This is a genomic window from Pararobbsia alpina (assembly GCF_965118125.1).
Lineage (GTDB): Bacteria > Pseudomonadota > Gammaproteobacteria > Burkholderiales > Burkholderiaceae > Pararobbsia > Pararobbsia alpina_A.
In genome coordinates this window covers 3979742-4006720 of the sequence record NZ_OZ221287.1, presented here as the reverse complement: position 1 = coordinate 4006720, position 26979 = coordinate 3979742, and the positions used below count along the sequence as shown (strand labels likewise).

Annotated in this window: 22 protein-coding genes; 17 read left to right on the top strand and 5 right to left on the bottom strand. The window is 63.8% G+C overall.

Annotation, left to right across the window (positions count from 1 at the left end):
• Positions 1-52: 52 nt before the first annotated feature.
• On the top strand, positions 53-2350 hold the full coding sequence (locus ACMFWR_RS17235) for an NADP-dependent malic enzyme (protein WP_413192809.1): 2298 nt from the start codon (positions 53-55) through the stop codon (positions 2348-2350).
• Between the two features lie 513 nt (positions 2351-2863).
• Positions 2864-3412 carry a barstar family protein gene (locus ACMFWR_RS17230; protein WP_413192808.1) on the top strand — a complete coding sequence of 183 codons (549 nt, stop codon included), beginning with the start codon at positions 2864-2866 and terminating at the stop codon, positions 3410-3412.
• Positions 3413-3516: 104 nt separating this feature from the next.
• Here ACMFWR_RS17230 and ACMFWR_RS17225 read toward each other — a convergent pair whose 3' ends face one another.
• The 3 genes from ACMFWR_RS17225 to ACMFWR_RS17215 form a co-directional block, all read right to left on the bottom strand.
• The gene (locus tag ACMFWR_RS17225) at positions 3517-4287 is read right to left on the bottom strand and encodes a hypothetical protein (protein WP_413192807.1); all 771 of its coding nucleotides are present in this window, start codon (positions 4285-4287) and stop codon (positions 3517-3519) included.
• A gap of 195 nt (positions 4288-4482) precedes the next feature.
• Positions 4483-5280, bottom strand: a complete 798-nt coding sequence (locus ACMFWR_RS17220; RefSeq protein WP_413192806.1) for a 16S rRNA (uracil(1498)-N(3))-methyltransferase — start codon at positions 5278-5280, stop codon at positions 4483-4485.
• Positions 5281-5298: 18 nt separating this feature from the next.
• Positions 5299-5787, bottom strand: a complete 489-nt coding sequence (locus tag ACMFWR_RS17215; RefSeq protein ID WP_413192805.1) for a VOC family protein — start codon at positions 5785-5787, stop codon at positions 5299-5301.
• 270 nt (positions 5788-6057) lie between these two features.
• Between ACMFWR_RS17215 and tkt the strand changes: the two genes are divergently transcribed.
• Both tkt and gap read left to right on the top strand, forming a co-directional pair.
• The gene (gene tkt / locus ACMFWR_RS17210) at positions 6058-8109 is read left to right on the top strand and encodes a transketolase (RefSeq protein WP_413192804.1); all 2052 of its coding nucleotides are present in this window, start codon (positions 6058-6060) and stop codon (positions 8107-8109) included.
• A 146-nt stretch (positions 8110-8255) separates the two neighbouring features.
• Positions 8256-9266, top strand: a complete 1011-nt coding sequence (gene gap / locus ACMFWR_RS17205) for a type I glyceraldehyde-3-phosphate dehydrogenase (protein ID WP_413192803.1) — start codon at positions 8256-8258, stop codon at positions 9264-9266.
• 269 nt (positions 9267-9535) lie between these two features.
• On the opposite strand, the gene fur is transcribed toward gap, so the two are convergent.
• Positions 9536-9964 carry a ferric iron uptake transcriptional regulator gene (gene fur / locus ACMFWR_RS17200; RefSeq protein ID WP_413192802.1) on the bottom strand — a complete coding sequence of 143 codons (429 nt, stop codon included), beginning with the start codon at positions 9962-9964 and terminating at the stop codon, positions 9536-9538.
• Between the two features lie 101 nt (positions 9965-10065).
• Here fur and ACMFWR_RS17195 point away from each other — a divergent pair, with 101 nt between their 5' ends.
• The 9 genes from ACMFWR_RS17195 (at position 10066) to ACMFWR_RS17155 (ending at position 19263) form a co-directional block, all read left to right on the top strand.
• The gene (locus ACMFWR_RS17195) at positions 10066-10929 is read left to right on the top strand and encodes an outer membrane protein assembly factor BamE (protein WP_413192801.1); all 864 of its coding nucleotides are present in this window, start codon (positions 10066-10068) and stop codon (positions 10927-10929) included.
• Positions 10929-11726, top strand: a complete 798-nt coding sequence (gene dapB / locus ACMFWR_RS17190; protein ID WP_413192800.1) for a 4-hydroxy-tetrahydrodipicolinate reductase — start codon at positions 10929-10931, stop codon at positions 11724-11726. The genes ACMFWR_RS17195 and dapB overlap by 1 nt, the downstream gene beginning before the upstream one ends.
• A gap of 57 nt (positions 11727-11783) precedes the next feature.
• Positions 11784-12524 carry a MotA/TolQ/ExbB proton channel family protein gene (locus ACMFWR_RS17185; RefSeq protein ID WP_413192799.1) on the top strand — a complete coding sequence of 247 codons (741 nt, stop codon included), beginning with the start codon at positions 11784-11786 and terminating at the stop codon, positions 12522-12524.
• 42 nt (positions 12525-12566) lie between these two features.
• Entirely contained in the window at positions 12567-13040 is a 474-nt protein-coding gene (locus ACMFWR_RS17180) for an ExbD/TolR family protein (protein ID WP_413192798.1), read from the top strand.
• A 110-nt stretch (positions 13041-13150) separates the two neighbouring features.
• Positions 13151-15760, top strand: a complete 2610-nt coding sequence (leuS, locus tag ACMFWR_RS17175) for a leucine--tRNA ligase (protein ID WP_413192797.1) — start codon at positions 13151-13153, stop codon at positions 15758-15760.
• A gap of 79 nt (positions 15761-15839) precedes the next feature.
• A complete protein-coding gene (gene lptE, locus ACMFWR_RS17170) occupies positions 15840-16391 on the top strand; it encodes an LPS assembly lipoprotein LptE (RefSeq protein ID WP_413192796.1) in 552 nt (183 codons plus the stop codon).
• Between the two features lie 27 nt (positions 16392-16418).
• Positions 16419-17498 carry a DNA polymerase III subunit delta gene (holA, locus tag ACMFWR_RS17165; protein WP_413192795.1) on the top strand — a complete coding sequence of 360 codons (1080 nt, stop codon included), beginning with the start codon at positions 16419-16421 and terminating at the stop codon, positions 17496-17498.
• 21 nt (positions 17499-17519) lie between these two features.
• Positions 17520-18833 (top strand): glutamate-5-semialdehyde dehydrogenase, encoded by a 1314-nt coding sequence (locus ACMFWR_RS17160; protein WP_413192794.1) that lies wholly within the window; start codon positions 17520-17522, stop codon positions 18831-18833.
• 13 nt (positions 18834-18846) lie between these two features.
• Positions 18847-19263, top strand: a complete 417-nt coding sequence (locus ACMFWR_RS17155; RefSeq protein WP_413192793.1) for a CopD family protein — start codon at positions 18847-18849, stop codon at positions 19261-19263.
• A 125-nt stretch (positions 19264-19388) separates the two neighbouring features.
• Here the strand turns inward: ACMFWR_RS17155 and ACMFWR_RS17150 are convergent, their stop codons facing one another.
• Positions 19389-21716 (bottom strand): prolyl oligopeptidase family serine peptidase, encoded by a 2328-nt coding sequence (locus tag ACMFWR_RS17150; RefSeq protein WP_413192792.1) that lies wholly within the window; start codon positions 21714-21716, stop codon positions 19389-19391.
• Positions 21717-21881: 165 nt separating this feature from the next.
• Between ACMFWR_RS17150 and edd the strand changes: the two genes are divergently transcribed.
• The 4 genes from edd (at position 21882) to ACMFWR_RS17130 (ending at position 26849) form a co-directional block, all read left to right on the top strand.
• Positions 21882-23792, top strand: coding sequence for a phosphogluconate dehydratase (gene edd / locus ACMFWR_RS17145; protein WP_413192791.1), 1911 nt, complete (start codon positions 21882-21884; stop codon positions 23790-23792).
• 36 nt (positions 23793-23828) lie between these two features.
• Positions 23829-24476 carry a bifunctional 4-hydroxy-2-oxoglutarate aldolase/2-dehydro-3-deoxy-phosphogluconate aldolase gene (eda, locus tag ACMFWR_RS17140; protein WP_413192790.1) on the top strand — a complete coding sequence of 216 codons (648 nt, stop codon included), beginning with the start codon at positions 23829-23831 and terminating at the stop codon, positions 24474-24476.
• A gap of 243 nt (positions 24477-24719) precedes the next feature.
• On the top strand, positions 24720-26234 hold the full coding sequence (locus ACMFWR_RS17135; protein WP_413192789.1) for an SLC13 family permease: 1515 nt from the start codon (positions 24720-24722) through the stop codon (positions 26232-26234).
• A 111-nt stretch (positions 26235-26345) separates the two neighbouring features.
• Positions 26346-26849 (top strand): gluconokinase, encoded by a 504-nt coding sequence (locus ACMFWR_RS17130; protein ID WP_413192788.1) that lies wholly within the window; start codon positions 26346-26348, stop codon positions 26847-26849.
• Positions 26850-26979: the final 130 nt, after the last annotated feature.

Below are 26979 nucleotides of genomic sequence, written 5' to 3'. Positions count from 1 at the left end.
CTACAATGGGCTAGAAAACGGATTCTAATCTCCTCAGCTTCAAGCCTCTTTCATGTCCTCTCCCGCCGATAAACTTCGCGAAGCCGCCCTCGACTACCACGAGTTCCCCACCCCCGGCAAAATCGCCATTGCGGCGACCAAGCAGCTCCTCAACCAGCGTGACCTCGCACTGGCCTACTCGCCAGGCGTTGCCGCGGCGTGCGAGGAAATTGTTGCCGACCCGCTGAACGCCGCGCGATTCACGTCGCGCAGCAATCTGGTGGGCGTCGTCAGCAACGGCACCGCCGTGCTCGGTCTCGGCAATATCGGGCCGCTCGCCTCCAAGCCGGTCATGGAAGGCAAGGCCGTGCTGTTCAAGAAATTCGCCGGTATCGACGTCTTCGATATCGAGCTCAACGAGATGGACCCGCTCAAGCTCGTCGACGTGATCGCCGCGCTCGAACCGACGTTCGGCGGGATCAACCTCGAGGACATCAAGGCACCGGACTGCTTCACCGTCGAGCGCGAATGCCGCAAGCGCATGAAGATTCCGGTGTTCCACGACGACCAGCACGGTACGGCGATCGTCGTCGCGGCGGCCGTGACCAATGGGCTCAAGGTCGTCAACAAGGACATCAAAAAGGTCAAGCTGGTCGCCTCGGGTGCGGGCGCCGCGGCGCTCGCGTGCCTGGACCTGCTGATCGACATCGGTCTGCCGCTGGAAAACATCTGGGTGACCGACCTCGCCGGCGTCGTCTATGAAGGCCGTACCGAGCTGATGGATCCGGACAAGGAGCGGTTTGCGCAAAAGACCGACGCGCGCAAGCTGGCCGAAGTCATGGAAGGCGCCGATATTTTCCTCGGCCTGTCGGCCGGCGGCGTGCTCAAGCAGGACATGGTCCAGAAGATGGCCGACCGGCCGCTGATCCTGGCACTCGCGAATCCGAATCCGGAGATCGCGCCGGAAGATGCGCTGGCCGTCCGTCCGGACGCAGTGATCGCGACGGGCCGCACGGATTACCCGAACCAGGTCAACAACGTGCTGTGCTTCCCGTTCATTTTCCGCGGGGCACTCGACGTCGGCGCGACGACGATCACCAAGGAAATGGAAATCGCGGCCGTCAATGCGATCGCCTCGCTCGCGCGTCAGGAGCAAAGCGACGTCGTGGCAACGGCCTACGGCATCCACGATCTGTCATTCGGCCCGCAGTACCTGATTCCGAAGCCGTTCGATCCGCGCCTGATCGTCAATATCGCGCCGGCGGTGGCTCAGGCAGCGATGGACGGCGGCGTCGCGACGCGTCCGATCGAAGACATGGATGCGTACCGCCAGCATCTGCAGCAGTTCGTGTACGCCAGCGGCACGATCATGAAGCCGATCTTCCAGGTCGCGCGCAGCGTGGAGGCCACGAAGAAGCGCATCGTGTTCGCCGAAGGTGAAGAAGAGCGCGTGCTGCGCGCCGTGCAGATCATCGTCGACGAAGGCATTGCGACGCCGATCCTGATCGGCCGTCCGGCGGTCATCGAGCAACGCCTGAAGCGCTACGGGCTGCGCCTCGAGCCGGGCAAGGACTTCACGATCGTCAATCCCGAGCACGACGAGCGCTATCGCGATTACTGGCAGACGTACTTCAAGATGATGGCGCGCAAGGGCATTACCCAGCAGCTCGCGCGCGTCGAAATGCGCCGCCGCACGACGCTGATCGGCTCGATGCTGATCCACAAGGGCGAGGCGGACGGGATGATCTGCGGCACGATCAGCACGCCGCACCGCCATCTGCACTTCATCGACCAGGTGATCGGCAAGCGCAAGGGCTCGTCGGTGTATGCAGCCATGAACGGCCTGATCCTGCCGGGGCGCCAGATTTTCATCGCCGACACGCACGTCAACGTCGACCCGACGCCCGAACAGCTGGCCGAGATCACGATTCACGCAGCCGAGGAAGTCCGCCGTTTCGGCATCGAGCCCAAGATCGCGTTGCTGTCGCACTCGAGTTTCGGTTCGAGCGCCGCGCCCACCGCGCAAAAAATGCGCGATACGCTCGAGATTCTCAAGGAAATTGCACCCGACCTCGAAATCGACGGTGAAATGCACGGCGATGCCGCGCTCGATGGTCGCTTGCGCAAGGAGCTGATGCCGGACTCGACGCTCGAAGGCGACGCGAATCTGCTGATCTGCCCGACGATCGATGCAGCCAATATCTCGTACAACCTGCTCAAGGTTGCGGCGGGCAACAACGTCGCGATCGGCCCGATCCTGCTCGGCGCGGCGCGTCCGATTCACGTGCTGACGGCGACCGCGACGGTGCGCCGGATCGTCAATATGGCCGCGCTCGTGGTCGTCGACGCCCTCGCGGCAGGTCGCGAGTAGTCATATTTGCGTCATATCGGGGCTGCGGCGCAAAGCCGCACCCCGCCTCATTCTGACGCCAACGGGCCCTGAAACGGGCCCGTTTTCCTTGTAAGTCAAACCCTTACCAGCACGCGGCCCCGCCCAAACGGCCGTTGATTCTGCGCGCGGTTAGGGATAACCTTACGCCTTCAGTGGTGGCACGCGTCCGTTGCCGACCACGATTGGCTCGGGGATCCGGGTCGACGCGATTCGTGCGGGTGGCCTGTTCCGGCATGCAAAGGACGGCGTCGTCTCCCGGGTATCGTCTTCCCTTTGTCGAGTGCCAGCCTGCCTGAACGTCCGTGCGACGCGTGTTCCGCGCGGTGGGATGCACCAGGCGAGCGACTGCGGCACTCAGCGTAACGGCTTCGCGTGGCGGTGTCCGGCGTGATCAAATCCGGCGCTCCCTGTGCGGCGAGCCGCCATTCCCCCCGGCAATGCTGACCCGACGGGCGATCACTATTAGACTTTTCAACGGATTCCAGAATGACCATGAGCGACAACGTTCTAGCGCAAGACGCCGGTGTCGCAAGCGACGTGTACGGGATGAGCGACAACACCAACCTTTTCCAGCGTGTGATGTCGATGCGCGAGGGCGGCCGCGACAGGCCCTTGCGCGAGATTCCGTCCGACGATGAGACCATGACTCTTTTCCAGACCGTTCGCCCGAATATTGTTCAGTCGATTCGTGCATTTCGCGTGCCGGATCTCGCCGACGAAGCCGTGCGTCTGGGTCACCACTTTTTGTATGCATGGTGCGCAAGCGCGGGGTCGAAGGCGGAAGTGCTCGAGCGGATTGCGACGGAATTCACGTTTCCCAAGCATTGCGGCAAGAACTACGACGCGTTGTACGACAGCCTGACCGATGCGATCGCCAAGGCCGGTCCGCAACCTGGCTTCGTCATCGTGTTGGAGGCGGTACCGACGGGGATCAAGTTCGACAAGGATGCGCGCGAGACGATGCTCGACGTATTCCGCGAAGCCGCGGAGTTCTGGGCCGAGCGCAAGGTCGCATTCCGCGTGTTCTATTCGTTTGCCTGAGCGGGGATTTCTGCGCGCTCTGCCCGTGCTGGCAGGACGCGATCGACCGCGTCCTTCGTACTGGCCGCGGTAGCGATTCGACCAGCTCGCTGGCGGTGCGAGCGTCAAGCTCCGGCAACACCCGGCTTCGATGTGACTTCAAACGCCGCGCCTTCATAGTCAGTGGTGATGACGACGGTGGCGTAATACTCCTCACCGCGTCGCACGAACGTAGGCCCCACCACGTAGGGTGAGTTGGTGGCCCCGAAATTGACCGTGACCTCGCCCGTTGCCGGGTCGCCTGGCAACTTCACGCACAGCATTTCGTTTGCTTTTCCCGACACAGGGATCGTGCCTCCGCTCCGTTCCAGCTTGATTTCCTTGACCCGCTCGACGGGTTTCGACCACGTCGGCACGCGGGCGCCGTTTTCGAGCTGTATCTCCGGAGCGCCATAGCGCTCCCATGCGTTGTCTTCCCAGACGTCGGCGGTTCCCCATCCGTGCTTTCCGGATGGCTGAGTCACGAGGCCGTTGTGCTCGACGATATCGGCGCGCGGCTGGGTTCGCTCCCGCAGCAGGTTCATGGCTTGCCGGCGTGCGTCTGCGGCATCAGGCCGAGTCGGCGACTTAACGCCCGAAACCTCGCCGGGCGAACGTGTCGCGAGCGATATCGGCGTCGAAGCAAGCAATCCCGCAGCCCCCATGACCTGAAGCACCACCAGCAACTGCTCCGCCGGGCTTAGCGGGCGACCTCCGTGTGGCTCTTTGTGATCGTCGGCGATTTTGACGGGCGCCTCGTGCCCGTCGGGTTCGGCTCGCGTTTGAGGACGCGCTTGCAAGCGCGCGTGGAGTGCCAAAGGCGATGAGAAACGTTGTGCTGCGACAGCTTCCGACATGATGACCCTCCTGGTCGTGGTGAACGACTCGAGGGTACGCATTGCCGGCATCACGAATCGCCGGTTCCGCTCACTGCAGCTGCTTGGTCCGCCTGGCACGGCGCGCCCGGGATGCGCATTCGGAGGTGTCGACAGCGACGGCGACCGGCGGTCGACGCTGTCGCTGGCAACCCGTCCGTTTTGCCTGCCGCTTCGCTACCAGCCGCTCCACCGCGTGGCCAGGGCCGCGAGCATCGCGAGCGCCGCGGTTTCCGTGCGCAGGATCCGTGCGCCGAGACTGAGCGGACGATAGCCTGCGGCAATGGCGGACGTTTCTTCGTCGTCCGAGAGTCCGCCTTCGGGGCCGATCAATATCTCGACGGGCACTGACGGTGCGGCAGCCGGGAGCGCATCGAGGCCCGGCGACGCCCGCGGCGACAGCATGAGGCGGATACGTTCAGGCGACACCGACGAGCTGGCGTCACCGGCCGCCGCGCCGGGTGCGGCAAACCCTTCACATTCGCCTTGTCCTCCGATCCACCTGCCGTAGTCGGTCGGGGCATCGACATCCGGAACCCGGTTGCGTCCGCATTGTTCACACGCGGCGCGCACAATGGCGCGCCAATGGTCGGTCCGTTTGACGGCGCGTTCGCCCGACAGGCGTACGACCGAGCGCGCCGTCGACAGGGGCACGACACGCTGCACGCCGAGTTCGACGGCTTTCTCGATGAGCCAGTCCATCTTGTCGCCGCCGGCAATGCCTTGCGCGAGCGTCACCGAGTAAGGCGTTTCCGCTTCGCGCGGATCGTGCTCACCGAGAGTCGCGGTGGCGTGGCGCTTGGCGATGTCGTCGAGGCGGGCCGAATACTCGCCGCCTGTACCGTCGAACAGCGTGATCGTGTCGCCGGGTTCGAGTCGCAGCACATGAACGTGGCGCACGATGTCGTCGGGCAGGTCGATGGCGGCGCCGGGCGCCAGGGTTTGCAACGGCGTCGCGAGATGAAAACGAGGCATGGAAGTCAGCGGAGTGCGTCAGGCCGGGGCGTGTGACGTTGGCGTGGCTGGCGGGGCAGGCCGGCGGGCCAGCCCCCAGCGATAGCCGTCGAGGTCTTCGATCTGGCAGAAGCGGTCGCCCCAGAACGAGTCCTGCGGGACCATGATCGATGTGCCGCCCGCAGCCAGCGCGCGCGTATGGGCGGCGTCGACGTCATCGACGTAGAGATAAAACAGGTGCGGCGCCTGGGTGTTCGACGTTCGCGGCGTCAGTGCGGTCGAGCCGAACGCGCCTTCCGGCGCGAACATCAGGATCAGTTGGCCTTGCCACGTCATTTCCACGTGCATCGTCGCGCCGTCCTCATTGACGGCGTCACGGACGGCGAATCCAAGGACCGTTTCGTAGAACGCCGTGCTCGCCTTCGCGTCGCGCACGCACAAATAGGGCGTGAGCCACGGCGTGTTCGAGGGCCGGGGGTCGGCCTGCGAGCTCGAGGATGGGGTTCGCTCGGCGGCGGAATCGGACATCGGCACTCCATGGAAACGGCGAATCGATAGTTTGCCACGCGTTCGCATGCCGGAAAAATCCGGCGTCGGGACGGCGCGCAGCGAAGGACAGCATTCTGTCATGCAGGCAGTCGACGAACGGCGTACGCTCTGGGGCCGAAAAAACATATCGGTCGGGCCCTGGTTTCCGCAAAGCGCGCAGGAGCCCATCTGGTAAAATCCGGGGCTTTGCCGCGTACCTGCTTCCGGCGCGCCGCGCCCAGTTCTTTGTTCCGTTCCGGGATTCCCGACATGACGACGACGTCTCTCAGCCCTTCCGCTCCCGCCGCATCGAACACCAGTACGCGCATGGCCAATGCCATCCGTGCACTCGCGATGGATGCCGTTCAGCAAGCCAACTCCGGTCACCCGGGCGCGCCGATGGGCATGGCCGATATTGCCGTGGCGCTCTGGCATCGCCATCTGCGTCACAACCCGACGAACCCGCACTGGCCTGATCGCGACCGCTTTGTGCTGTCGAATGGTCATGGCTCGATGCTGCTGTACTCGCTGCTTCACCTGACCGGCTACGACTTGCCGATGGAGGAGATCAAGCGTTTCCGCCAGATGCACTCGAAGACACCGGGTCACCCGGAATTCGGTATCACGCCGGGCGTGGAAACGACGACCGGCCCGCTCGGCCAGGGTCTTGCGAACGCCGTCGGCATGGCGCTCGCCGAAGCCCTGCTCGCGGCTGAATTCAACGACGGCGACGACAAGATCGTCGACCACCACACGTATGTGTTCCTCGGCGACGGCTGCCTGATGGAAGGCATCTCGCACGAAGCCTGCTCGCTCGCCGGCACGCTCAAGTTGAACAAGCTTGTCGCGCTGTATGACGACAACGGCATTTCGATCGACGGTCACGTCGAGAACTGGTTTGCCGACAACACGCCGAAGCGTTTCGAGGCCTACGGCTGGAATGTGATTCCGGGTGTCGACGGCCACAACATCGACGCGGTCGACGCCGCGATCAAGGCCGCCAAGACGTCGGATCGCCCGACGCTGATCTGCTGCAAGACGATCATCGGCAAGGGTGCGCCGACGAAGGCGAACAGCCACGACGCACATGGTGCGCCGCTGGGTGCACAGGAAATCGCTGCGACGCGTGCGGCGATCGGCTGGGAATACGAGCCGTTCGTGATTCCGCAAGATGTCTATGACGCATGGGATGCGAAGAAGAGCGGTGCCGGGTTTGAAAAGGAATGGACGGCTCGCTTCGCGGCATACGCGGGCAAGCACCCGCAACGCGCGATCGAATTCGAACGCCGCATGAAGGGCGAACTGCCGCGTGACTACGCCGAAAAGGCGAAGGCGCTGATCGACGCGACGGTCGCGAAGGGCGAAACGATCGCCACGCGCAAGGCGTCGCAAAACGCGCTCGACGGCATGGCCGCGGCGCTGCCTGAACTGCTCGGCGGTTCGGCGGATCTGACGGGTTCGAACCTGACGAACTGGAAGGCCAGCAAGCCGGTGCGCGCGGGCCACGACGGCACGATCCAGTGGGGCAATCACGTCAACTGGGGCGTGCGCGAGTTCGGCATGAGCGCCGCGCTCAACGGTATCGCGCTGCACGGCGGTTACCTGCCGTTCGGCGGCACGTTCCTGACGTTCTCGGACTACAGCCGTAATGCGCTGCGGATGGCCGCGCTGATGAAGATCCGTTCGATCTTCGTGTTCACGCACGATTCGATCGGTCTCGGCGAAGACGGTCCGACGCACCAGTCGGTCGAACATGTGTCGAGCCTGCGCCTGATCCCGCACCTCGACGTGTGGCGTCCGGCGGATACGGTCGAAACCGCGGTGACGTGGATCGAAGCCGCAAAGCGTCAGGGCCCGAGCGCCGTGATCTTCACGCGCCAGAACCTTGCATTCAACGAGCGTAGCGATGCGAAGATCGATGCGATCGCCAAGGGCGGTTATGTGCTCGTCGACTGGGACGAAGAGACGGTGTCGCGCAAGCTGATCCTGATCGCAACGGGCTCGGAAGTCGAACTCGCGGTCAAGTCCGTTGAGGCGCTCAAGCAAGCCGGTATCGGCGCACGTGTCGTGTCGATGCCGTCGACCAATGTGTACGACCGCCAGAGCGATGACTGGAAGGAATACGTGCTGCCGAAGGGTGTGGCGCGCGTCGCGATCGAAACCGGTGTGACGAGCTTCTGGGCGAAGTATGTCGGCCTCGAAGGCGGCGTCGTCGGTATCGATACGTTCGGCGAGTCGGCTCCCGCGGGCGAGTTGTTCAAGCATTTCGGATTCACCGTCGAGAACGTCGTGGCGACCGCCAAGCGCGTGCTCGGCATGTAATTGATCGATCAGACGGCAGGCAGCGTCGGACGGCGCACTCGATAACGGCCTGTGCGAACGGGCACGAGGCGCCAGACGAATCGTTTCACCGGCGCAGCAGGCATCAAGAGCCGCTGCGCCGAATTTGACCCTCAGGAGATAAGGACATGGCAATTCGCGTCGCAATCAACGGCTACGGCCGGATCGGCCGGAACACGCTGCGCGCGTTCTACGAAGCAGGCAAGAAGCACGACATCGAAATCGTCGCGATCAACGATCTCGGCAACGCCAATACCAATGCTCACCTGACGCAATACGACACGGTGCACGGCAAGTTCCCCGGCACGATCACGGTTGACGGCGACTACATGATCGTCAATGGCGATCGCATCCGCGTGCTCGCAAACCGCAACCCGGCCGAACTGCCGTGGGGCGAGCTCGGCGTGGACGTCGTGCTCGAATGCACGGGCTTTTTCACGACGAAGGAAAAGGCGAGCGCGCATTTGAAGGGTGGCGCCAAGAAGGTCGTGATCTCGGCACCGGGCGGCAAGGACGTCGATGCGACGATCGTGTACGGCGTGAACCACAAGAATCTCAAGAAGGAACACACGGTCATCTCGAACGCATCGTGCACGACGAACTGCCTCGCGCCGCTCGTTCAGCCGCTGCATGAAAAGCTTGGCGTGGTGTCGGGCCTGATGACGACGATCCACTCCTATACGAATGACCAGGTGCTGACGGACGTCTATCACGAAGATCTGCGCCGTGCGCGTTCGGCGACGCAAAGCATGATCCCGACGAAGACGGGTGCTGCATCGGCAGTCGGCCTCGTGTTGCCGGAACTCAACGGCAAGCTCGACGGCTACGCGATCCGCGTCCCGACGATCAATGTGTCGATCGTCGATCTGTCGTTCATCGCCGCGCGCGAAACGACGGTCGATGAAGTCAACCAGATCCTCAAGGACGCATCGGAAGGCGCACTCAAGGGCATTCTCGAGTACAACACGGCACCGCTCGTCTCGCACGACTTCAACCACAACCCGTCGTCGTCGGTGTTCGATGCCACGCTGACGAAGGTGTCGGGCAACCTCGTCAAGGTGTCGAGCTGGTACGACAACGAATGGGGCTTCTCGAACCGCATGCTGGACACGACGGTCGCATTCGCGAAGGCGCAGTAATCGGCGTCAGCGGCTCGCGCTGGTAGCGAGTCGTGCGGATAAAAAACCCGGCGAAGTTCGCCGGGTTTTTTTATGCCATGACGTCGGGTAACCATCCGAAAGGAAGCTGTGAATCGTTACGATTCGCATTCGTGTGGTCAGCCGAAGTGGAGGCGAGATTGCTGTCGGACTTTGAACGCCATCCCGGGTGAGGCAAGCGGCGAAGCGGTGATGACGCGCGGTGCGACGTTCGAACGTGGCTGCCGGCGGCAGGACTCGATGTGGCTTGCTCAGTGCTTCTTGTACGGACAATTCGTCTTCGTGCACGCGCCATACAACGCCAGCGCATGTTCGTGCAACGCGAAGCCGCGCTCGGCTGCAATGGCTTGCTGACGGCGTTCGATTTCGGCGTCGTAGAATTCTTCGACGCGGCCGCAGTCCACGCAGACCAGGTGGTCGTGGTGCGTGCCTTCGTTGAGTTCGAACACAGCCTTGCCCGACTCGAAATTACTGCGTGTGAGCAGGCCCGCTTGCTCGAACTGCGTCAATACGCGATACACCGTCGCAAGCCCGATATCGAGCTCTTCATGCAGCAGGTGCCGATAGACATCTTCGGCGGTCAGATGTCGCACGCTGCTGTTCTGAAAAATCTCGAGAATCTTGAGGCGCGGCAGGGTCGCTTTCAGGCCGATATTTTTCAAGTCGGCGGGATTGGTCATGGCTCTGCGTCCCTAGAGTACAATACGAAGCCCCAATCATAATGGGATTTCCTGGGCGGCATCAAAGATCTCGCGTCATCGAACGCGGAACAATGGGTGAAATGAGTTCAACTTTCTTCAATCGTGGCGTTCGCCACGCGGGTTTCGTGACTGTTGCCGTCGTGTGTGCCGCTGTACTTGCTGCCTGCTCGACCTACAACAGCGTGACGCACCAGGTCATCGACCGCATTACGCCGTATCACCTGACGATCGAGCAAGGCAACTTCGTCTCGGCTGAAACGGCTGCGCAGTTACAGAAGGGCATGACGCGCGATCAGGTCAAGACGCTGCTCGGCACGCCGTTGCTGACGGACATGTTCCACCAGGATCGCTGGGACTACGTGTTCTCGTTCCGTCGCGGTCCGCGCGAAATCGTCCAGCAACGTGACCTCGTCGTGATCTTCAATGGCGACACGCTCGATCACTGGAGCGGCGCGGAAGATCTGCCGAGCGAGCAGGAATTGCTCGCCGCGATCGACGGTGACGACAAGCAGTCGAACCTGCTGCGCCAGGAGCGTATCGCGAAGCAGGCGAGCGCGGCGTCGGAAGCTGCGGCAGCGGGTGCTGCAAGCCAGCCCGAGACGACTGCGCCGAATGCCAATGCCTCGTCGTCTGGCGTCGCGCCGAACGTGGCGGCAGCCAATGCGGCCAACGCAGCGACATCGATCGACACGGCACCGTCGCGCAATGCGAAGCCGGTGCCCAATGGTTCGCAGATTCCGCAGCCGGTCATCGGTGGCGTACAGCAACCGCAAGGCCAGCCGCAGATCAACCTGCAACGCAAGCCGGCGCCGCAGCAAGGCAACAACAACGCCGTGCCCGATTCGAGCGGCCTCGATCGCGTGCTGAGCGCGAGCGATGCGGCTGTCAGCGGTGCACCGGCACCGACGCCGTCGCCGGCGCCGCCGCAATCGGGATCGAACTGATGCGAGTCGCCATCGCCGGCGCAAACGGCCGCATGGGCCGGATGCTTGTCGAAGCCGTACTCGCCGACCCGGACGCGCAGCTGGCCGGTGCGCTGTGCATCCAGGGCAGCGACGCCGTCGGGCAGGATGCCGGCGCGTTTCTCGGTACGACGACCGGCGTCGCGATGTCCGACGACGTGGATGCGGTCCTCTCGAAGGCCGAGTATCTGATCGACTTCACGCGTCCCGAAGGCACGCTCGCGCACCTCGCGATCGCTCGCCAGCACGGTGTGAAGATGATCATCGGCACGACCGGCTTCAACGACGCGCAGAAGGCCGAGCTCGATGCGGCATCGAAGACGCTGCCGATCGTGTTCGCGCCGAACATGAGCGTGGGTGTTAACGTCACATTCAAGCTGCTCGATCTCGCCGCACGCTTCCTGTCGACCGGCTATGACATCGAGATCATCGAAGCTCACCATCGCCACAAGGTCGACGCGCCGTCGGGCACGGCGCTGCGCATGGGCGAAATCATCGCCAACGCGCTCGGCCGCGACCTCTCGAAAGATGCCGTGTACGGCCGAGAAGGCGTGACCGGCGAGCGCGATCCGTCGACGATCGGCTTCGCGACCGTGCGTGGCGGCGATATCGTCGGCGATCACACCGTCCTGTTCGCCGGGCTCGGCGAGCGCATCGAAATCGCGCACAAATCGTCGAGCCGCGTCAGCTACGCTCGTGGCGCGCTCGTTGCTGCACGGTTTCTTGCCGACAAGACGCACGGCCTCTACGACATGCAGGACGTGCTCGGCCTCGCCTGATCGGGAACCCCGGCGGCGATGGGCGGTCATCACTGACTCGACTTCACGGAGCCGTCGATGGGTGAGACGGGTGTCATTCACTATTTGCGTACCGGTGACGCAGTCACGCAGGCTGTTGCGTGGCTGCTGCTCGCCATGTCGTTGCTCAGCTGGTGTTTCCTGCTCGTCAAGGCGTGGATCGTCGTGCGCGCCCGGCGCCACGCGCCGCGAGCCATCGCGGTGTTCTGGCAGGCGCCTACGCTGAGCGACGGTGTGTCCGCGATGCGTCGCGACGATACCGAGCGTGTGTTCACGCCGCTCGCCGAAGCCGCACTTCACAGTCTCGAAGCCGATGTGCCCGGCGCATTGCTGGCGAGGGTGGACCGCGGCGATCGTGTCATGCGCAGCTTGCGGCAAGCCCTGCAGCGTTCGCAACGTCGCCTCGAATTCGGCCAGGTGCTGCTGGCATCGATCGGCAGCACTGCGCCATTCATCGGCCTGCTGGGGACGGTCTGGGGGATTTATCACGCGCTCGGCCGGATCGCGCAAAGCGGGCAGGCCTCGATCGATAGCGTCGCGGGCCCGGTCGGCGAGACGCTGATCATGACGGCGTTCGGTCTGGTCGTCGCGATCCCCGCCGTGCTGGCCTACAACATTCTTGGACGCCAGGTTCGCCAACTGGGCGAGGACCTCGACGGTTTTGCGCGCGATCTGCACGCGTTCGCGCTTGCGCCGGCGAGCCCGGCCGCCGCGATGCGCGCGCCCGGTGTGGCCGCTGCGCCCAGGGAACCGGGCACGTCGCGCGCCGCGCGGGTCTGATGGCGCGGCACGCACACGGTCCTCACACGCGGAGACGCATTCATGGCATTCGGTGGCTTCGGCGACGGCGAGCAAGGGGGCACGACCCGCGGACCGATGTCCGACATCAATATGACCCCGCTGATCGACGTGATGCTCGTGCTGCTCGTGATCTTCATCATCACGGCGCCGTTGCTCACGCGAGCGGTCAAGCTCGATTTGCCGCGTGCGTCGGCCGTCGCCGCGCCGGATAGCACCCGGACGGTCGATGTCTCGATCGACGCGAAGGGGCAGATTTATTGGGATGCGGCGCCGCTCGACGAAGCCGGACTTCGCGCGAAACTGGCCTCCGCGGGCAAGCAGAACCCGGTGCCCGAAGTGCATTTGCGCGCGGACCGTGCGACCCGCTATGAAACGATCGCCCGCGTGATGGCCGATGCCCAGCAGGCCGGCGTGTCGCGGATCGGTTTCGTGACGCTGCCGGACCAGGCGAATACTGGCGCCAGTTCGGCCACGCCGGCCGCAACCGGGAACTAGCGCGGTCATGGCGCGCCGCGTCAGACGGTATAATCGCGGCTTGCCCCAAAATGACACGCATGCCGCCTGCATCGCGGCGTGCGACTCTCGCGTACCACCCGACCTCCGCCATGCAAGAAAAGTACGTTCCCGCAGACGTTGAATCCGCCGCGCAAGCACAGTGGCGTGAACGCGACGTCTACAAAACCGTCGAGACACCCGATCAGGACAACAAGTTCTACTGTGTGTCGATGCTGCCCTATCCGTCGGGCAAGCTCCATATGGGGCACGTACGCAACTACACGATCAACGACGTGATGGCGCGCTACCTGCGCATGCAGGGCCGCAATGTGCTGATGCCGATGGGCTGGGACGCGTTCGGCATGCCTGCCGAAAATGCAGCGATGGCCAACAACGTGCCGCCCGCGAAGTGGACCTACGACAACATCGCTTATATGAAGAAGCAGATGCAGTCGATGGGTCTCGCGATCGACTGGTCGCGCGAGGTTACGACGTGCAAGCCTGACTACTATCGCTGGAACCAGTGGCTGTTCCTCAAGCTGCTTGAGAAGGGCATCGTCTACAAGAAGACGGGCACCGTGAACTGGGATCCGATTGACCAGACCGTGCTCGCGAACGAGCAGGTCATCGACGGCAAGGGCTGGCGTTCGGGCGCCGTCGTCGAGAAGCGCGAGATCCCGATGTACTACATGCGGATCACGCAGTACGCGGACGAACTGCTCGGCGACCTCGACGGCCTCGGCTGGCCCGAGCGCGTGAAGGTCATGCAGCAGAACTGGATCGGCAAGAGCTTCGGCGTGAACTTCGGCTTCCCGTACGAAATCGACGGTGAGTCGAAGCTGCTGCGCGTGTTCACGACGCGCGCCGACACGATCATGGGCGTGACGTTCGTGGCCGTGGCCGCCGAGCATCCGCTCGCGACGCGGCTCGCGCGCAACAAGCCGGAACTCCAGCAATTCATCGACGAATGCAAGCGCGGCGGTGTCGCCGAAGCCGATGTCGCGACGATGGAAAAGAAGGGCAAGCCGACGGGCTTCTTCGTCACGCACCCGCTCACGCAGGAGCGCGTGGAAGTCTGGATCGGCAACTACGTGCTCATGAGCTACGGCGAAGGCGCCGTCATGGGCGTGCCCGCGCACGACGAGCGCGATTTCGCGTTCGCGCTCAAGTACGCGCTGCCCGTCAAGCAGGTCGTGGCAGTCGGCGACAACGACTACTCGACGACAGTCTGGGCCGAGTGGTACGGCGACAAGGAAAACGGCCGTCTGATCAACAGCGGCAAGTACGACGGCCTGACGAGCAAGGAAGCGATCGACGCGATCGCGATCGACCTCAAGGATCTCAGCCTCGGCGACAAGCAAGTGACGTGGCGCCTGCGTGACTGGGGTATCTCGCGCCAGCGCTACTGGGGCACGCCGATCCCGATCATCCATTGCGAGCACTGCGGCGATGTGCCGGTGCCCGAAGCGGATCTGCCCGTCGTGCTGCCCGAGGACCTCGTTCCGGACGGTTCGGGCAACCCGCTCGCGAAGTCGGCGGCGTTCCTTAACGTCAAGTGTCCGAAGTGCGGCGCCGATGCGCGCCGCGAGACCGACACGATGGATACGTTCGTCGATTCGTCGTGGTACTTCTATCGCTATGCGAGCCCCGATGCGCCGACCATGGTCGACGAGCGTACCGACTACTGGATGCCGATGGATATGTACATCGGCGGCATCGAGCACGCGATTCTTCACTTGCTGTATTCGCGCTTCTGGGCGAAGGCATGCCGCGATCTCGGCCTGATCAAGTTCGGCGAGCCGGCAGCGAACCTGCTCACGCAGGGCATGGTGTTGAATTCGACTTATTACCGCGAAGATCCGTCGGGCAAGCGCACGTGGTTCAACCCGCTCGACGTGACTTTGACGGCTGACGGTGCGACCCTCAAGAGCGATGGCCAGCCGGTGATTGCAGGCGGCGTCGAAAAGATGTCGAAGTCGAAGAACAACGGCGTCGACCCGCAGTCGCTGATCGATTCGTACGGCGCCGACACGGCACGCCTGTTCACGATGTTTGCCGCGCCGCCCGAGCAAAGTCTCGAGTGGGCCGACTCGGGTGTCGAAGGGGCCAGCCGCTTCCTGCGCCGCCTGTGGAACTACGCGTATGCGCAGCGCGAGCTGCTCAAGTCGGGTCGTGTCGATCGCGCCGCATTGCGCACCGCCGCGCTGACTGACGCGCAGAAGGCATTGCGCCTTGAAATCCACACGGTGCTCAAGCAGGCTGAGTTCGACTTCCAGCGCATCCAGTACAACACGGTCGTTTCGGCATCGATGAAGATGCTCAATGCGATGGAGGCGGCCAAGACCGCAGGCGACGGCGAGCACGGCGCAAACGTGCTGCGCGAGTCGTATGCGATCCTGCTGCAATTGCTGTATCCGGTCGTGCCGCACATCACGGTCACGCTCTGGGACGAGCTCGGCTATCGCGACGAATTCGGCACGGACCTGCTCGACACACGCTGGCAGGGTGTCGACGAGAAGGCGCTCGACGTCTCGGAAATCGAACTCGTGCTGCAGATCAACGGCAAGGTGCGCGGCGCGCTGACCGTCGCGAAGGACGCGACGCGCGAAGTCATCGAAAAGGCGGCGCTCTCGCATGAGATGTTCGAGCGCTTCGGCAATGGCCAGGCACCGAAGAAAGTGATCGTCGTGCCGGGCCGACTGGTCAACGTCGTTGTTTGAACCACACCAGCGGCGTGCCGGACCGCGCTTCACGGTCCGGCACCTTGCGCGACGCAGCGCGTGACTTGAGGGAGTGACAGTGATTCGGCTTAGCGCTTTCGCCATTACCGCGGCATGCCTGCTCAGTGCGTGCGGCTTCCAGCTGCAGGGACGAGAGGACTATCCGTTCAAGAACCTCTATATCCAGTCGGGTGGCTCGCGTGAAATGAACGCGCTGCTCACGCGCAAGATCGAGGCGGGCTCGGATACCCGGGTCGTCAAGGAAGTCGGCGGTGCCGATGCGATTCTCGTGCTCAGCGAGGGCAAGGGACAGGGCACATTGAGTCTGAGCGCAGCGGGTATCGTCGAGGAATACGAGCTCGACCTGACGCTGAGCTACCAGCTGATCGCGAAGAACGGCGCAGTGCTGATTCCGTCGTCGTCGATCGCGCTGAACCGCTCGATGACCTACGACAACCAGTTCGCGCTCGCCAAAGAGTCCGAAGCCGACATTCTGTATCGCGACATGGAACACGACGCGGTTGACCAGTTGTTGCGTCGTCTTGCCGTCGTGCACACGCTGGAGCCTGGCGAAGAACCGGCGGCGCCCGCCGTCAATCGCCGCGCTCCGTTGCCGACGCCGCCGCTCTGATCTCACCGTCCTGACATCGCAAACGCCATGCAGCTGCGTGCCGACTCGCTCGGTGCCCACCTCGCCAAAGGGCTAGGGCACCTCTACACCGTCTACGGCGACGAGCCCCTGCTCGTCCAGGAGGCGGTCGATGCGATTCGCGTCAGCGCACGTGCGGTGGGCTTCACCGAGCGCAATGTCTTTACGGTCGAACGCGGATTTGACTGGAGCAGCCTGCTGGGTGCGAGCCAGTCGATGTCGCTGTTCGGCGACCGGCAACTCGTCGAAGTCCGGATTCCGACCGGCAAGCCAGGCAAGGAAGGCGGCGAGATGCTCCAGCAGATCGCCGCGTCGTCGAGCGACGATGTGCTGACGCTGATCACGCTGCCTCGGCTCGACGCAGCGACGCAGAAGACGGCCTGGTTCAATGCGCTCGTCGACGGTGGCGTCGCGATCAAGGTCGATAAAGTCGAGCGCGCGCAACTGCCGGGCTGGATCGGTCAACGCCTCGCGGCGCAAGGCCAGCGCCTTGCGCCGGGCGAGTCCGGCAAGCGCGCGCTGGAATTCATTGCCGAACGCGTCGAAGGAAATCTGCTCGCCGCGCATCAGGAAATCCAGAAGCTCGCGCTGCTGCATCCGGCCGGTGTGCTTGATTTCGAGTCGGTGCAGGACGCCGTGCTCAATGTGGCGCGCTACGACGTGTTCAAGCTGAGCGAAGCGGTGCTTGCGAACGATGTCGGCCGCACGGCCCGCATGCTCGACGGGTTGCGCGGCGAAGGCGAGGCTGCGGTGCTCGTACTCTGGGCGCTGACCGAAGAAATCCGAACGCTGCTTCGCGTGAAGCGTGGCATGGCTTCAGGCAAGCCGCTCGCGGTGCTGCTGCGCGAGAACCGCGTCTGGGGTCCGCGTGAACGACTGATGGGGCCTGCTGTGTCGCGTGTGAACGAAGCGGCGCTCGAGCGGGGCCTTGAACTCGCGGCGAAGCTCGACAAACAGGTCAAGGGGCTGACCGGCCTCGGCGGCACGCGCCGCGGCTCGGCGTCCGTGGCTTTGCCACCGGCCGATCCGTGGGCAGGGTTATTCGAGCTGGCCATGGCGGCCATGACGCCGGCACGGCGCGCAGCATAACGTGACACAGGATGTGATGAGATGGGTGCGAACGATCAAGTAACGACGCAGGCGAGCGCGGCCACTGACGTCAACGACTACATGGACAGCGTCGGGCGCCGCGCGCGCGCGGCATCGCGTGCGATCGCCAAAGCGAGCACCGCGGCCAAGAATGCGGCACTGAAGGCGATTGCGGACGCGATCCAGCGCGACGTGGAGACCCTGCGCGCGGCGAACGCACGCGACGTCGAACGCGCCAAAGTCAACGGACAGGACGCCGCGTTCATCGACCGGCTCACGCTGTCGGACAAAGCGCTGCGCACGATGATCGAGGGCCTGAACCAGGTCGCCGCGCTGCCTGACCCGGTTGGCGAGATCAGCAACCTCAAGTTCCGTCCGACGGGCATTCAGGTCGGCCAGATGCGCGTGCCGCTCGGCGTGATCGGCATCATCTACGAGTCGCGCCCGAACGTGACGATCGACGCGGCGGCGCTCTGCCTGAAGTCAGGTAACGCGACGATCCTGCGTGGCGGTTCCGAAGCGATCGAAAGCAATACCGCGCTCGCTCGCGCGATCGGAGAAGGCCTCGCTGCGGCGGGCTTGCCCGCGGATGTCGTGCAAGTCGTTGAAACGACGGATCGCGCGGCGGTCGGCAAACTGATCACGATGACCGAGTACGTCGACGTGATCGTGCCGCGCGGCGGCAAGAGCCTGATCGCACGCCTGATGGCCGACGCGCGTGTGCCGATGATCAAGCACCTCGACGGCATCTGCCACGTCTACATCGACGATTGCGCCGACGTGGAGAAGGCGCTGCGCATTGCGGACAATGCCAAGACGCATCGTTATGGGACGTGCAACACGATGGAAACGCTGCTCGTGGCGCAGGGCATCGCACCGCGCGCGCTGCCGCTGCTTGGCAAGCTGTTTCGTGACAAGAGCGTCGAGCTTCGCGTCGACGGTGAGTCCAAGGCGATTCTGCATGCATCGGGCATCGACGACGTCACGGATGTGCAGCCGGAAGACTGGTCGACCGAATATCTCGCGCCGATTCTCGCGGTCAGGATTGTCGCCGGGCTCGACGAGGCGATCGACCATATCAACACCTATAGCTCAGCCCATACCGACGCGATCGTGACGGAAGACCACGACCGTGCGATGCGTTTCCTGCGCGAAGTCGATTCGGCGAGCGTGATGGTCAACGCGTCGACGCGTTTCGCGGACGGATTCGAGTTCGGCCTCGGCGCTGAAATCGGCATCTCGAACGACAAGCTCCACGCGCGCGGCCCGGTCGGGCTCGACGGGCTGACCTCACTCAAGTATGTCGTGCTCGGTCACGGCGAAGTTCGACAATAGGCGGCGCGACACGATGCTCTGGATCAAGGCGCTACATATCGTTTTTGTCGCTTCGTGGTTTGCCGGCTTGTTTTATCTGCCCCGGATCTTCGTCAATCTCGCGATGGAGACGGATCAGGCGGCGACTGCGCGCTTGTTGCTGATGGCCCGCAAGCTGTTCCGCTTCATGACCTTTATCGCTGTACCGGCGATCGGGTTCGGCCTGTGGCTGTTCCTCGTCATCGGGATCGGACAAGGGCAGGGGTGGATGCACGCGAAGCTCGGGGTGGTCGCGCTGGTCATCGTCTACCACGTCATGTGCGGGCGCATCCTCGTGCAATTCGAGCGCGGCGCGAACACGCGTTCGCACCGCTTCTATCGCTACTTCAATGAATTGCCCGTGCTCGCACTGCTGGCCGCGGTGATTCTGGTCGTCGTCAAACCGTTCTGAGCGCTGCAACCTGGCGGTTGTGTCGACCCATCCGCCGCACGACGGCTGATTGTTCCGCAGCGTCGTGACGGGAAGCGAACCGGAACGGCCTACGCCACGTTGACCGTTCCAATCGACCGATCGCTCTACGCTGCGGCCCGGCCGATCGTTTCCCACAGAAACGCATAAACGAGCGCCGTGCTGCGCGCCGCGTCGCGCGGGTCCGGCGTTGCGCCATGGCCGCCCTGCGTTTCCTCGTAGTACCAGATATCCGAATGGCCTTGCGCCTGCATTTTCGCCGCCATCTTGCGCGCGTGAGCCGGGTGCACGCGATCGTCGCCTGCCGCGGAAGTGAACAGCACTGCCGGATACTTCACGTCGGCCTGCACGCGGTGATACGGCGAATAGGCGGCAAGGAAGCGCGCATCGTCGGGTGAGTCCGGGTCACCGTACTCTTCCATCCATGAAGCGCCGGCGAGCAAGCGGTGGAAGCGTTGCATGTCGAGGACCGGTACTTCACACACGACGGCGCCGAACAGCTCGGGATGCCGGACCATGCACGCTGCGACGAGCAGGCCGCCATTGCTTCCGCCCTGAATGCCGAGTTGCGCCGGTGTTGTGAGTCCGTCGGCGATCAGCGCGCGCGCGACGCTGACGAAGTCGTCGAATGCGATATGGCGCTGGTCGCGAATCGCCGCGCGGTGCCATTCGGGACCGTATTCGCCGCCGCCCCGGATATTGGCGACCACATAAAGCCCACCCTGCTCGAGCCAGCCCATACCGGGGCTGCTCGCATAGTGAGGCTCGAGCGCGATTTCGAAGCCACCGTATCCGTAGAGCAGACACGGCGCGGCGACGCGCTGTTCCGATTCGATGATCGCGCGCTTGCCAATGACCCAATACGGAATGGCCGTCCCATCGGGTGCCGTCGCGCTCGCGCGTCTGACCGTCAGGTCGGCGGCTTCGAAAGAGGCCGGCAACTGTTGAATCCGCCGATGATCGCCAAGATCGTCGGCACGCGCGTCGCCGAGCCAGAGCGTCGGCGGCTCGAGGTAGTGATGGCTGACGATAAAGAGCGTGTCGTCGAGCAAGTCGTCGACGAACCACGTCGATGCCTCGCTGCCGGCGGCAGCTGGCATGTCGCGGAACGTGTGGACCGCCGGGTCGACGGCGACGTGGGCGGCCACGTAGGCCGAAGCGCCCGGCATGATGCCCGCTTCGATGGCACCCGAGCCAAGCGAAAACACGGCCTCCACGGCGGGGGCGGATTCGGCGGCCTGGATCAGGCGTTCAACCGACGGCGGTTGCCAGAAACGCGTGCGCGTAAGCAGGTCGTCCGTGAAGTTGATGGCAGCCCAGTCCTTGCCCGTCTCGAACCCCGCGAAGGCGGTCTTGTCGCCGGGCGTGAACAGCGGCAGGAACGCCCGCGAGCCCGCGAGAAACGCATCTTCGCGAATCGCGAGAAGACAGCCTCCGCGGTGCACGGTGTCGTGGATCGTCCAGTCGCGACTCGGTGCGATCATCAGCCAGCCCTTCCACGTATAGACGTCCGCGTTGAGCGGCACGTCGTACGCGTGCCACGTGGCTCCGTCCTCGTCGAGCCAGTGCGTTGTGCCTTCGTCGAACGTGATGCTTCGAAACGCGAAGTGGCGCTGGCTTTCGACATCGAACGACGCCGACGCGGAAATGTCTCCCGGCTCGCAGGCGAAGACGACCCGGGCGTCGTCCGGGGTCGTGCCGCGCGACCATTTGCGCACTTCACGCGGGTAGCCCGAGCGCGTGACGCTCGGATGCGTCGTATCGCCGTCGCTCGGATCCCATTCGAGGTACAGGGTGTCGCGATCGATCCAGCTTGCACCGTGCTTGCCGACCTGGTCGATGTGAAAGCCGTGCGTGACGAACTCGTGTTTCACGAGATCGAACTCGCGGATCACGATCGCATCGCCACCCCCCGGTGACAGAAAGATCAGCGCGCGGTCGCGGTCGGGGTAGAGCACCGACGCACCGTGCCAGGCCCAATCGACCTCCTCGTCCTCGCTCAACGCGTCGAGATCGAGCAGGGTTTGCCATTCGGGCGTGCCGGCAAGCCAGGCGTCCCAGCGCGTGCGGCGCCAGATGCCGAGCGGATGGGCTTCGTCCTGCCGGAAGTCGTGAGCCCAGTCGCCGTGGCGCGTGGGTATCACGAGCTGGTCCGGCGACAGCGCTTCATCGACGAGCCGGCGCACGAGCGTCTCGAAGCCGTCGCCGTGCGCAAATTCTGTGAGCGTGCGTGTGTTCTGCGCGCTCACCCATTCCGACACCGGTTTGGCGTCGCTGTCTTCGAGCCAGCCGTACGCGTCATCGGGTGATTCCCATCCTGCGGTCAGATTTTCCGCGGCGGCTGAAAGATCGGAAGCGGATGCCGGATCGGACTCGGTTGAATGGGCAGAGCTTGATGTGGCGGGGGAGAGCGGGCGATCGGAGGGCGTGTGCATTACGGTTCGCAGGGCAGTGAAGAGCAGCCCCGGAGGGCCGTGGCCCACATAATCGCACAGCCGTGCGCGCGGGCGAGGGGGGTGTTTGAGTTAAAATTCGAAGCTCTTACTTCAAGAAGACCAATAAAACGATCGCGGCACTGCGGCCGGCAAGGAGCACAATCGATGGTATCCCCGCATCACAATCTGCAGAAGGTCACCGCCCGCGTCATCGAGCGTAGCCGCGCCACGCGCGAAGCCTACCTCCAGCGCATCGCCGATGCGCAGGGCAAGTTCCCCGCCCGCGACGCGCTGTCATGCGCGAATCTCGCCCACGGCTTCGCAGGACTTGTCGGCGACGACAAGATGAAGATCAAGGCGGTGCGCGTACCCAATATCGCGATCGTGTCGTCGTATAACGAGATGCTCTCGGCGCACGCGCCGTTTGTGTCCTACCCCGACATCATCAAGCGCGCGGCCAATGAAGCCGGCGGCGTCGCGCAGTTTGCCGGTGGTGTGCCCGCCATGTGCGATGGCATCACGCAGGGCAATCCCGGCATGGAGCTGTCGCTGTTCTCGCGCGAAGTCATTGCGATGTCGACCGCGGTAGCGCTAACACACAATATGTTTGACGCCGCTTTATGTCTGGGCATCTGCGACAAGATCGTGCCTGGGCTGCTGATCGGCGCCTTGCAGTTCGGCCATCTGCCGACGATTTTCGTGCCGGCTGGCCCGATGACGAGCGGCCTGTCCAATGACGACAAGGCCAAGACGCGCCAGCGTTTTGCAACCGGCTCGTGCGGCCGCGACGAGTTGCTCGAAGCCGAAGCCCAGGCCTATCACGGCCACGGCACCTGCACGTTCTACGGCACCGCCAACAGCAACCAGCTGCTGATGGAAGTCATGGGCCTGCACTTGCCGAGCACGGCGTTCGTGCATCCGCATACGCCGCTGCGCGATGCGCTGACGGGAGAATCGGCCCGCCGCGTGTTGCAGCTGACCGCTGACGGTGCGAACTACACGCCGATCGGTCACGTGGTCGACGAGAAGGCGATCATCAACGGCATCGCCGCGCTGCTCGCAACCGGTGGTTCGACGAACCATACGCTGCACCTGGTCGCCATCGCGCGCGCCGCTGGCGTGCTGATCGACTGGAACGATTTCGACGAGCTGTCGCAATCGACGCCGCTGCTCGCGAAGATCTACCCGAACGGCAAGGCCGACGTGAACCACTATCACGCCGCGGGCGGCATGGCCTTCCTCGTGCGCGAGATGCTCGGCGCGGGCCTGCTCCACGAAGACGTCACGACCGTCGCCGGCAAGGGTCTGTCGCACTACACGAAAGAACCGAAGCTCATTGACGGCAAGCTTCAATGGGTTGACGGTGCAGCCGAGTCGCTCGATGCGAAGGTGTTACGCCCGGTTGCCGAGCCGTTCCAGGCCGATGGTGGCCTGCGCCTGATGCAGGGCAAGCTCGGCCGCGGCGTGATCAAGATCTCGGCCGTGGCACCCGAGCATCGCACCGTGCGCGCGCCGGCGATCGTGTTCGACTCGCAGGAAGAAGTGCAGGCCGCTTTCGACGCCGGCAAGCTCAACCAGGACTTTGTGGCGGTCGTGCGCTTCCAGGGCGCGCGTGCGAACGGGATGCCCGAATTGCACCGCCTCACGCCGCCGCTCGGCGTGCTTCAGGACAAGGGCTTCAAGGTCGCGCTGGTGACCGACGGTCGTATGTCGGGTGCGTCGGGCAAGGTGCCCGCGGTGATCCACATCTCGCCGGAAGCGTTGCTCAATGGGCCGCTCGGCAAGGTGCGCACCGGCGACAAGATCGTGATCGACGCCGAAGCGGGCATTCTCGACGTCGACATCGACGAGCAAATCTGGGCGCAGCGCGAAGTCGCGAAGCCGCAGCATCAGGATCAGAATGAAGTCGGTTTCGGCCGCGAGTTGTTTGGCGTGTTCCGTTCGCAGGCGATGCCGGCTGAGTTTGGCGCGTCGGTGTTTGGTGCGTTGCCGGGCGAACATGCACACGGCAAGAGCGCGACAACCGCTGGAACGCATGCGGCAACCGGTGCTGCCAGCGTGACCGCCGGTCAGTGAATCCGCAGAACAATGAATCCATCGAAGGAGCAAGCAATGATCAAAGTCAGCGATATCGTTCGTATCGGTCCGGTTATTCCGGTTCTCGCGTTCGATTCCGTCGAAGAAGGTGAAGCGGTCTGCCGCGCGCTGTACGAAGGCGGCGTCAAGGTGCTCGAAATCACGCTGCGCACCGAAGCCGGCCTGGGTGTGATCGAACGCGCGAGCAAGATTGCCGACGATATCGTCGTCGGTGTCGGTACGCTGACGAAGCCCGAGCAAGTCGCGGCCGCGAAGAAGGCGGGTGCTCAGTTCGGCGTGTCGCCGGGCCTCACGCGCGAACTTCACGACGCTGCGGTCAGCGCCGGTCTGCCTTTGCTGCCGGGTTGCATGACGCCGTCGGACCTCGTTCAGGCGATCAGCTTCGGGTACGAGATCGTCAAGTTCTTCCCGGCTCAACAGGCCGGTGGCGTGCCGATGCTGCAGGCTTTCCACGGCCCGTTCCCGACGCTGCGTTTCTGCCCGACCGGCGGTATCACGCCTGAAACGGCGCCGAACTTCCTCGCGTTGCCGAACGTCGTGTGCGTCGGCGGTTCGTGGATGACGCCGAAGTCGGCCGTGTCGGCGAAGGACTGGGCCGAAGTCACGCGCCTCGCGCGCGGCGCCAGCCAGCTCGCTCACCATCACGCGCAGAAGGCGGCTTAAGCCTTCGGATGTTCTCGGACGTGGATCCCGAATCGCTGCTTTAGCGGATCACTGCATTCGCGAATTACAGTATTCCCGAACTACTGCTTTACCGAGTTATTGGATTCAAGAAATATCGTTACCGAATTACCGAATTACCGAATTACCGAATTACCGAATTACCGGGTTATTGAATTACCGCATCACCGCTTTGCTCCACATAACAACGCGGGCCGCCGATGCCCGTCATTTCAGGAGGCCTGCATGGGAGCCGTACACGGTACCCCGTTGCTGATCGAAGCCCTGGTCGCAATCATTGCGCTGATCGTTCTGATCGCGCGCTTCAAAATCAATCCTTTCGTTGTTCTCCTTGTCGTCTCGCTGTTGCTGGCGGTATCTGCCGGCATGCCGATGGATAAGGTCGTCAAAGCGTTCGAAACCGGTGTGGGCGGCACGCTTGGACACATTGCGCTCGTGATCGGGCTTGGGACCATGCTCGGCAAGATGATGGCCGAATCGGGCGGCGCCGAGCGTATAGCGACCACGTTAATCGGCTGGTTCGGCGAGGAGCATGTGCATTGGGCCATGATGTGCATTGCCGTGATCGTCGGATTGCCGGTGTTCTTCGAAGTCGGTTTTGTGCTGCTGATTCCGATCGCATTCAATCTGGCCCAGCGCACGGGTAAGTCGATGGTGCTGGTTGGCGTCCCGATGATCGCGGGCTTGTCGATCGTGCATGGCCTGATTCCACCGCACCCGGCAGCCTTGATCGCCGTGCAGGCGTTTCATGCCGATATCGGCAAGACGATTGCGTTCGGCCTGCTTGTCGGTATCCCGACGGCCATCGTTGCAGGGCCCCTGTTTGCATTGTCGATCTACAAGCATGTGCATCTGAACCCCGACAACGCGATTGCGCGGCAGTTCATCGGCAGCCGGGCCGAGCGCGGTGTGTCCAAAGACGAGGAGGCGGGTGACGGCAAGGCGGGCTCGCGCGGCGCGAAACCGGCTGACAAACATGTGGGTAACGGGAAAGGCGCAGCAGATTCCAGCGCGCGCGGCGAGTCCGGGCGTGTCGCTGTGGCCCGTGCGGGTCACCCCTACCCGGCCGACCTGCCGAGCTTCGGCATTACGTTGTTCACGGTGTTGCTGCCCGTCGTGCTGATGTTGATCGGCAGCTGGGCGGATGTCTTTACGCCCGCGCATTCAACGGCGAACGACATCATCCGGTTGCTCGGCAACTCGGTTGTGGCGCTGCTGATCGCGGTGCTTGTGAGCTTCTGGACGTTCGGCCGCGCGCGTGGTTTCGATCGTGATCGGATCCTCTCGTTCGTCAACGACAGCCTGGGACCGATCGCCGGCATTCTGCTCGTGATCGGCGCGGGCGGCGGCTTCGGCGCTATCCTCCGCGAAACAGGGATCTCGCAGCAGATCATCAATTCGTCGAAGGTGCTGAGCTTGTCGCCGCTGATGCTGGGGTGGCTCGTTGCCGCGCTGATCCGTCTTGCGACGGGCTCGGCGACCGTGGCGATGACCACCGCGTGCGGTATCGTTGCACCGCTGGCGACAGCCGCGACGGCCACGGTCCGGCCCGAATTGCTCGTGCTGTCGACAGGGGCGGGGTCGCTGATCTTCTCCCACGTGAACGATGCGGGCTTCTGGCTCGTGAAGGAATACTTCGGGATGACGATCTCGCAGACGTTCAAGACCTGGTCGCTCTGCGAGACGATCATTTCGGTGCTGGGGCTCGTGCTCACGCTCGCTCTTGCGTCGGTGATCTGAGCAGCGTGTGAGTGGTCGGCGGGCGGCAGATGAGCGCTTGCGCTTGGCGGTCGTGAGCGCGTTGTGTCACGCTTGCACCCTGCAGAGAACAGGTAGGAAACAGGAGCCACGATGATTCTGATAGCGATGGGCGTGTCGGGCAGCGGCAAGTCGACCGTCGGCGAGCAGCTCGCCGCGAAGCTCGGCTGCGGTTTTGCCGATGCCGATGCGTTTCACAGCGAAGCGAACAAGAAGAAGATGCACGCGGGCATCCCGCTGACCGACGACGACCGCTGGCCGTGGCTGCGTGCGATCCGTGCGGACATCGAAGCGCGTCGCGCTTCGGGCGTGGACTACGTCTACGCGTGCTCGGCACTCAAAGCGTCGTATCGAGAGATCCTGCGTGCCGGCGACAAGGACGTCATCTTCGTCTATCTGCGCGGTTCGCGTGAAGTGCTCGAGAAGCGGCTTGCTGGCCGCAAGGGGCACTTCTTCGACCCGTCGCTGCTGCAGAGCCAGCTCGATACACTCGAGCCACCGGGGCCGCACGAGGCGGTGGTCGTGGACATCGACCAAAGCCCCGAGACGCTGGTCGATGAAGTCATCGACATGGTCGGACGGCACGACAAGGGGTGATGGGGTGGCAAGTGGCGTCGCGACGGCTGTCGCGGCGTCAGAGCGCGCTGCGAGTGTGCTGACGCAGTCGACCCCGCGTCCTTGATCCTGTCGGCCGCCGCGTACAATGTGGCCTTGTCTCCCCGCCGGA

Coding starts and splice junctions, on each gene's coding strand:
- ACMFWR_RS17235 (WP_413192809.1), top strand. CDS start 53: ATGTCCTCTCCCGCCGATAAACTTCGCGAAGCCGCCCTCGACTACCAC.
- ACMFWR_RS17230 (WP_413192808.1), top strand. CDS start 2,864: ATGAGCGACAACGTTCTAGCGCAAGACGCCGGTGTCGCAAGCGACGTG.
- ACMFWR_RS17225 (WP_413192807.1), bottom strand. CDS start 4,287: ATGTCGGAAGCTGTCGCAGCACAACGTTTCTCATCGCCTTTGGCACTC.
- ACMFWR_RS17220 (WP_413192806.1), bottom strand. CDS start 5,280: ATGCCTCGTTTTCATCTCGCGACGCCGTTGCAAACCCTGGCGCCCGGC.
- ACMFWR_RS17215 (WP_413192805.1), bottom strand. CDS start 5,787: ATGTCCGATTCCGCCGCCGAGCGAACCCCATCCTCGAGCTCGCAGGCC.
- tkt (WP_413192804.1), top strand. CDS start 6,058: ATGACGACGACGTCTCTCAGCCCTTCCGCTCCCGCCGCATCGAACACC.
- gap (WP_413192803.1), top strand. CDS start 8,256: ATGGCAATTCGCGTCGCAATCAACGGCTACGGCCGGATCGGCCGGAAC.
- fur (WP_413192802.1), bottom strand. CDS start 9,964: ATGACCAATCCCGCCGACTTGAAAAATATCGGCCTGAAAGCGACCCTG.
- ACMFWR_RS17195 (WP_413192801.1), top strand. CDS start 10,066: ATGAGTTCAACTTTCTTCAATCGTGGCGTTCGCCACGCGGGTTTCGTG.
- dapB (WP_413192800.1), top strand. CDS start 10,929: ATGCGAGTCGCCATCGCCGGCGCAAACGGCCGCATGGGCCGGATGCTT.
- ACMFWR_RS17185 (WP_413192799.1), top strand. CDS start 11,784: ATGGGTGAGACGGGTGTCATTCACTATTTGCGTACCGGTGACGCAGTC.
- ACMFWR_RS17180 (WP_413192798.1), top strand. CDS start 12,567: ATGGCATTCGGTGGCTTCGGCGACGGCGAGCAAGGGGGCACGACCCGC.
- leuS (WP_413192797.1), top strand. CDS start 13,151: ATGCAAGAAAAGTACGTTCCCGCAGACGTTGAATCCGCCGCGCAAGCA.
- holA (WP_413192795.1), top strand. CDS start 16,419: ATGCAGCTGCGTGCCGACTCGCTCGGTGCCCACCTCGCCAAAGGGCTA.
- ACMFWR_RS17160 (WP_413192794.1), top strand. CDS start 17,520: ATGGGTGCGAACGATCAAGTAACGACGCAGGCGAGCGCGGCCACTGAC.
- ACMFWR_RS17155 (WP_413192793.1), top strand. CDS start 18,847: ATGCTCTGGATCAAGGCGCTACATATCGTTTTTGTCGCTTCGTGGTTT.
- ACMFWR_RS17150 (WP_413192792.1), bottom strand. CDS start 21,716: ATGCACACGCCCTCCGATCGCCCGCTCTCCCCCGCCACATCAAGCTCT.
- edd (WP_413192791.1), top strand. CDS start 21,882: ATGGTATCCCCGCATCACAATCTGCAGAAGGTCACCGCCCGCGTCATC.
- eda (WP_413192790.1), top strand. CDS start 23,829: ATGATCAAAGTCAGCGATATCGTTCGTATCGGTCCGGTTATTCCGGTT.
- ACMFWR_RS17135 (WP_413192789.1), top strand. CDS start 24,720: ATGGGAGCCGTACACGGTACCCCGTTGCTGATCGAAGCCCTGGTCGCA.
- ACMFWR_RS17130 (WP_413192788.1), top strand. CDS start 26,346: ATGATTCTGATAGCGATGGGCGTGTCGGGCAGCGGCAAGTCGACCGTC.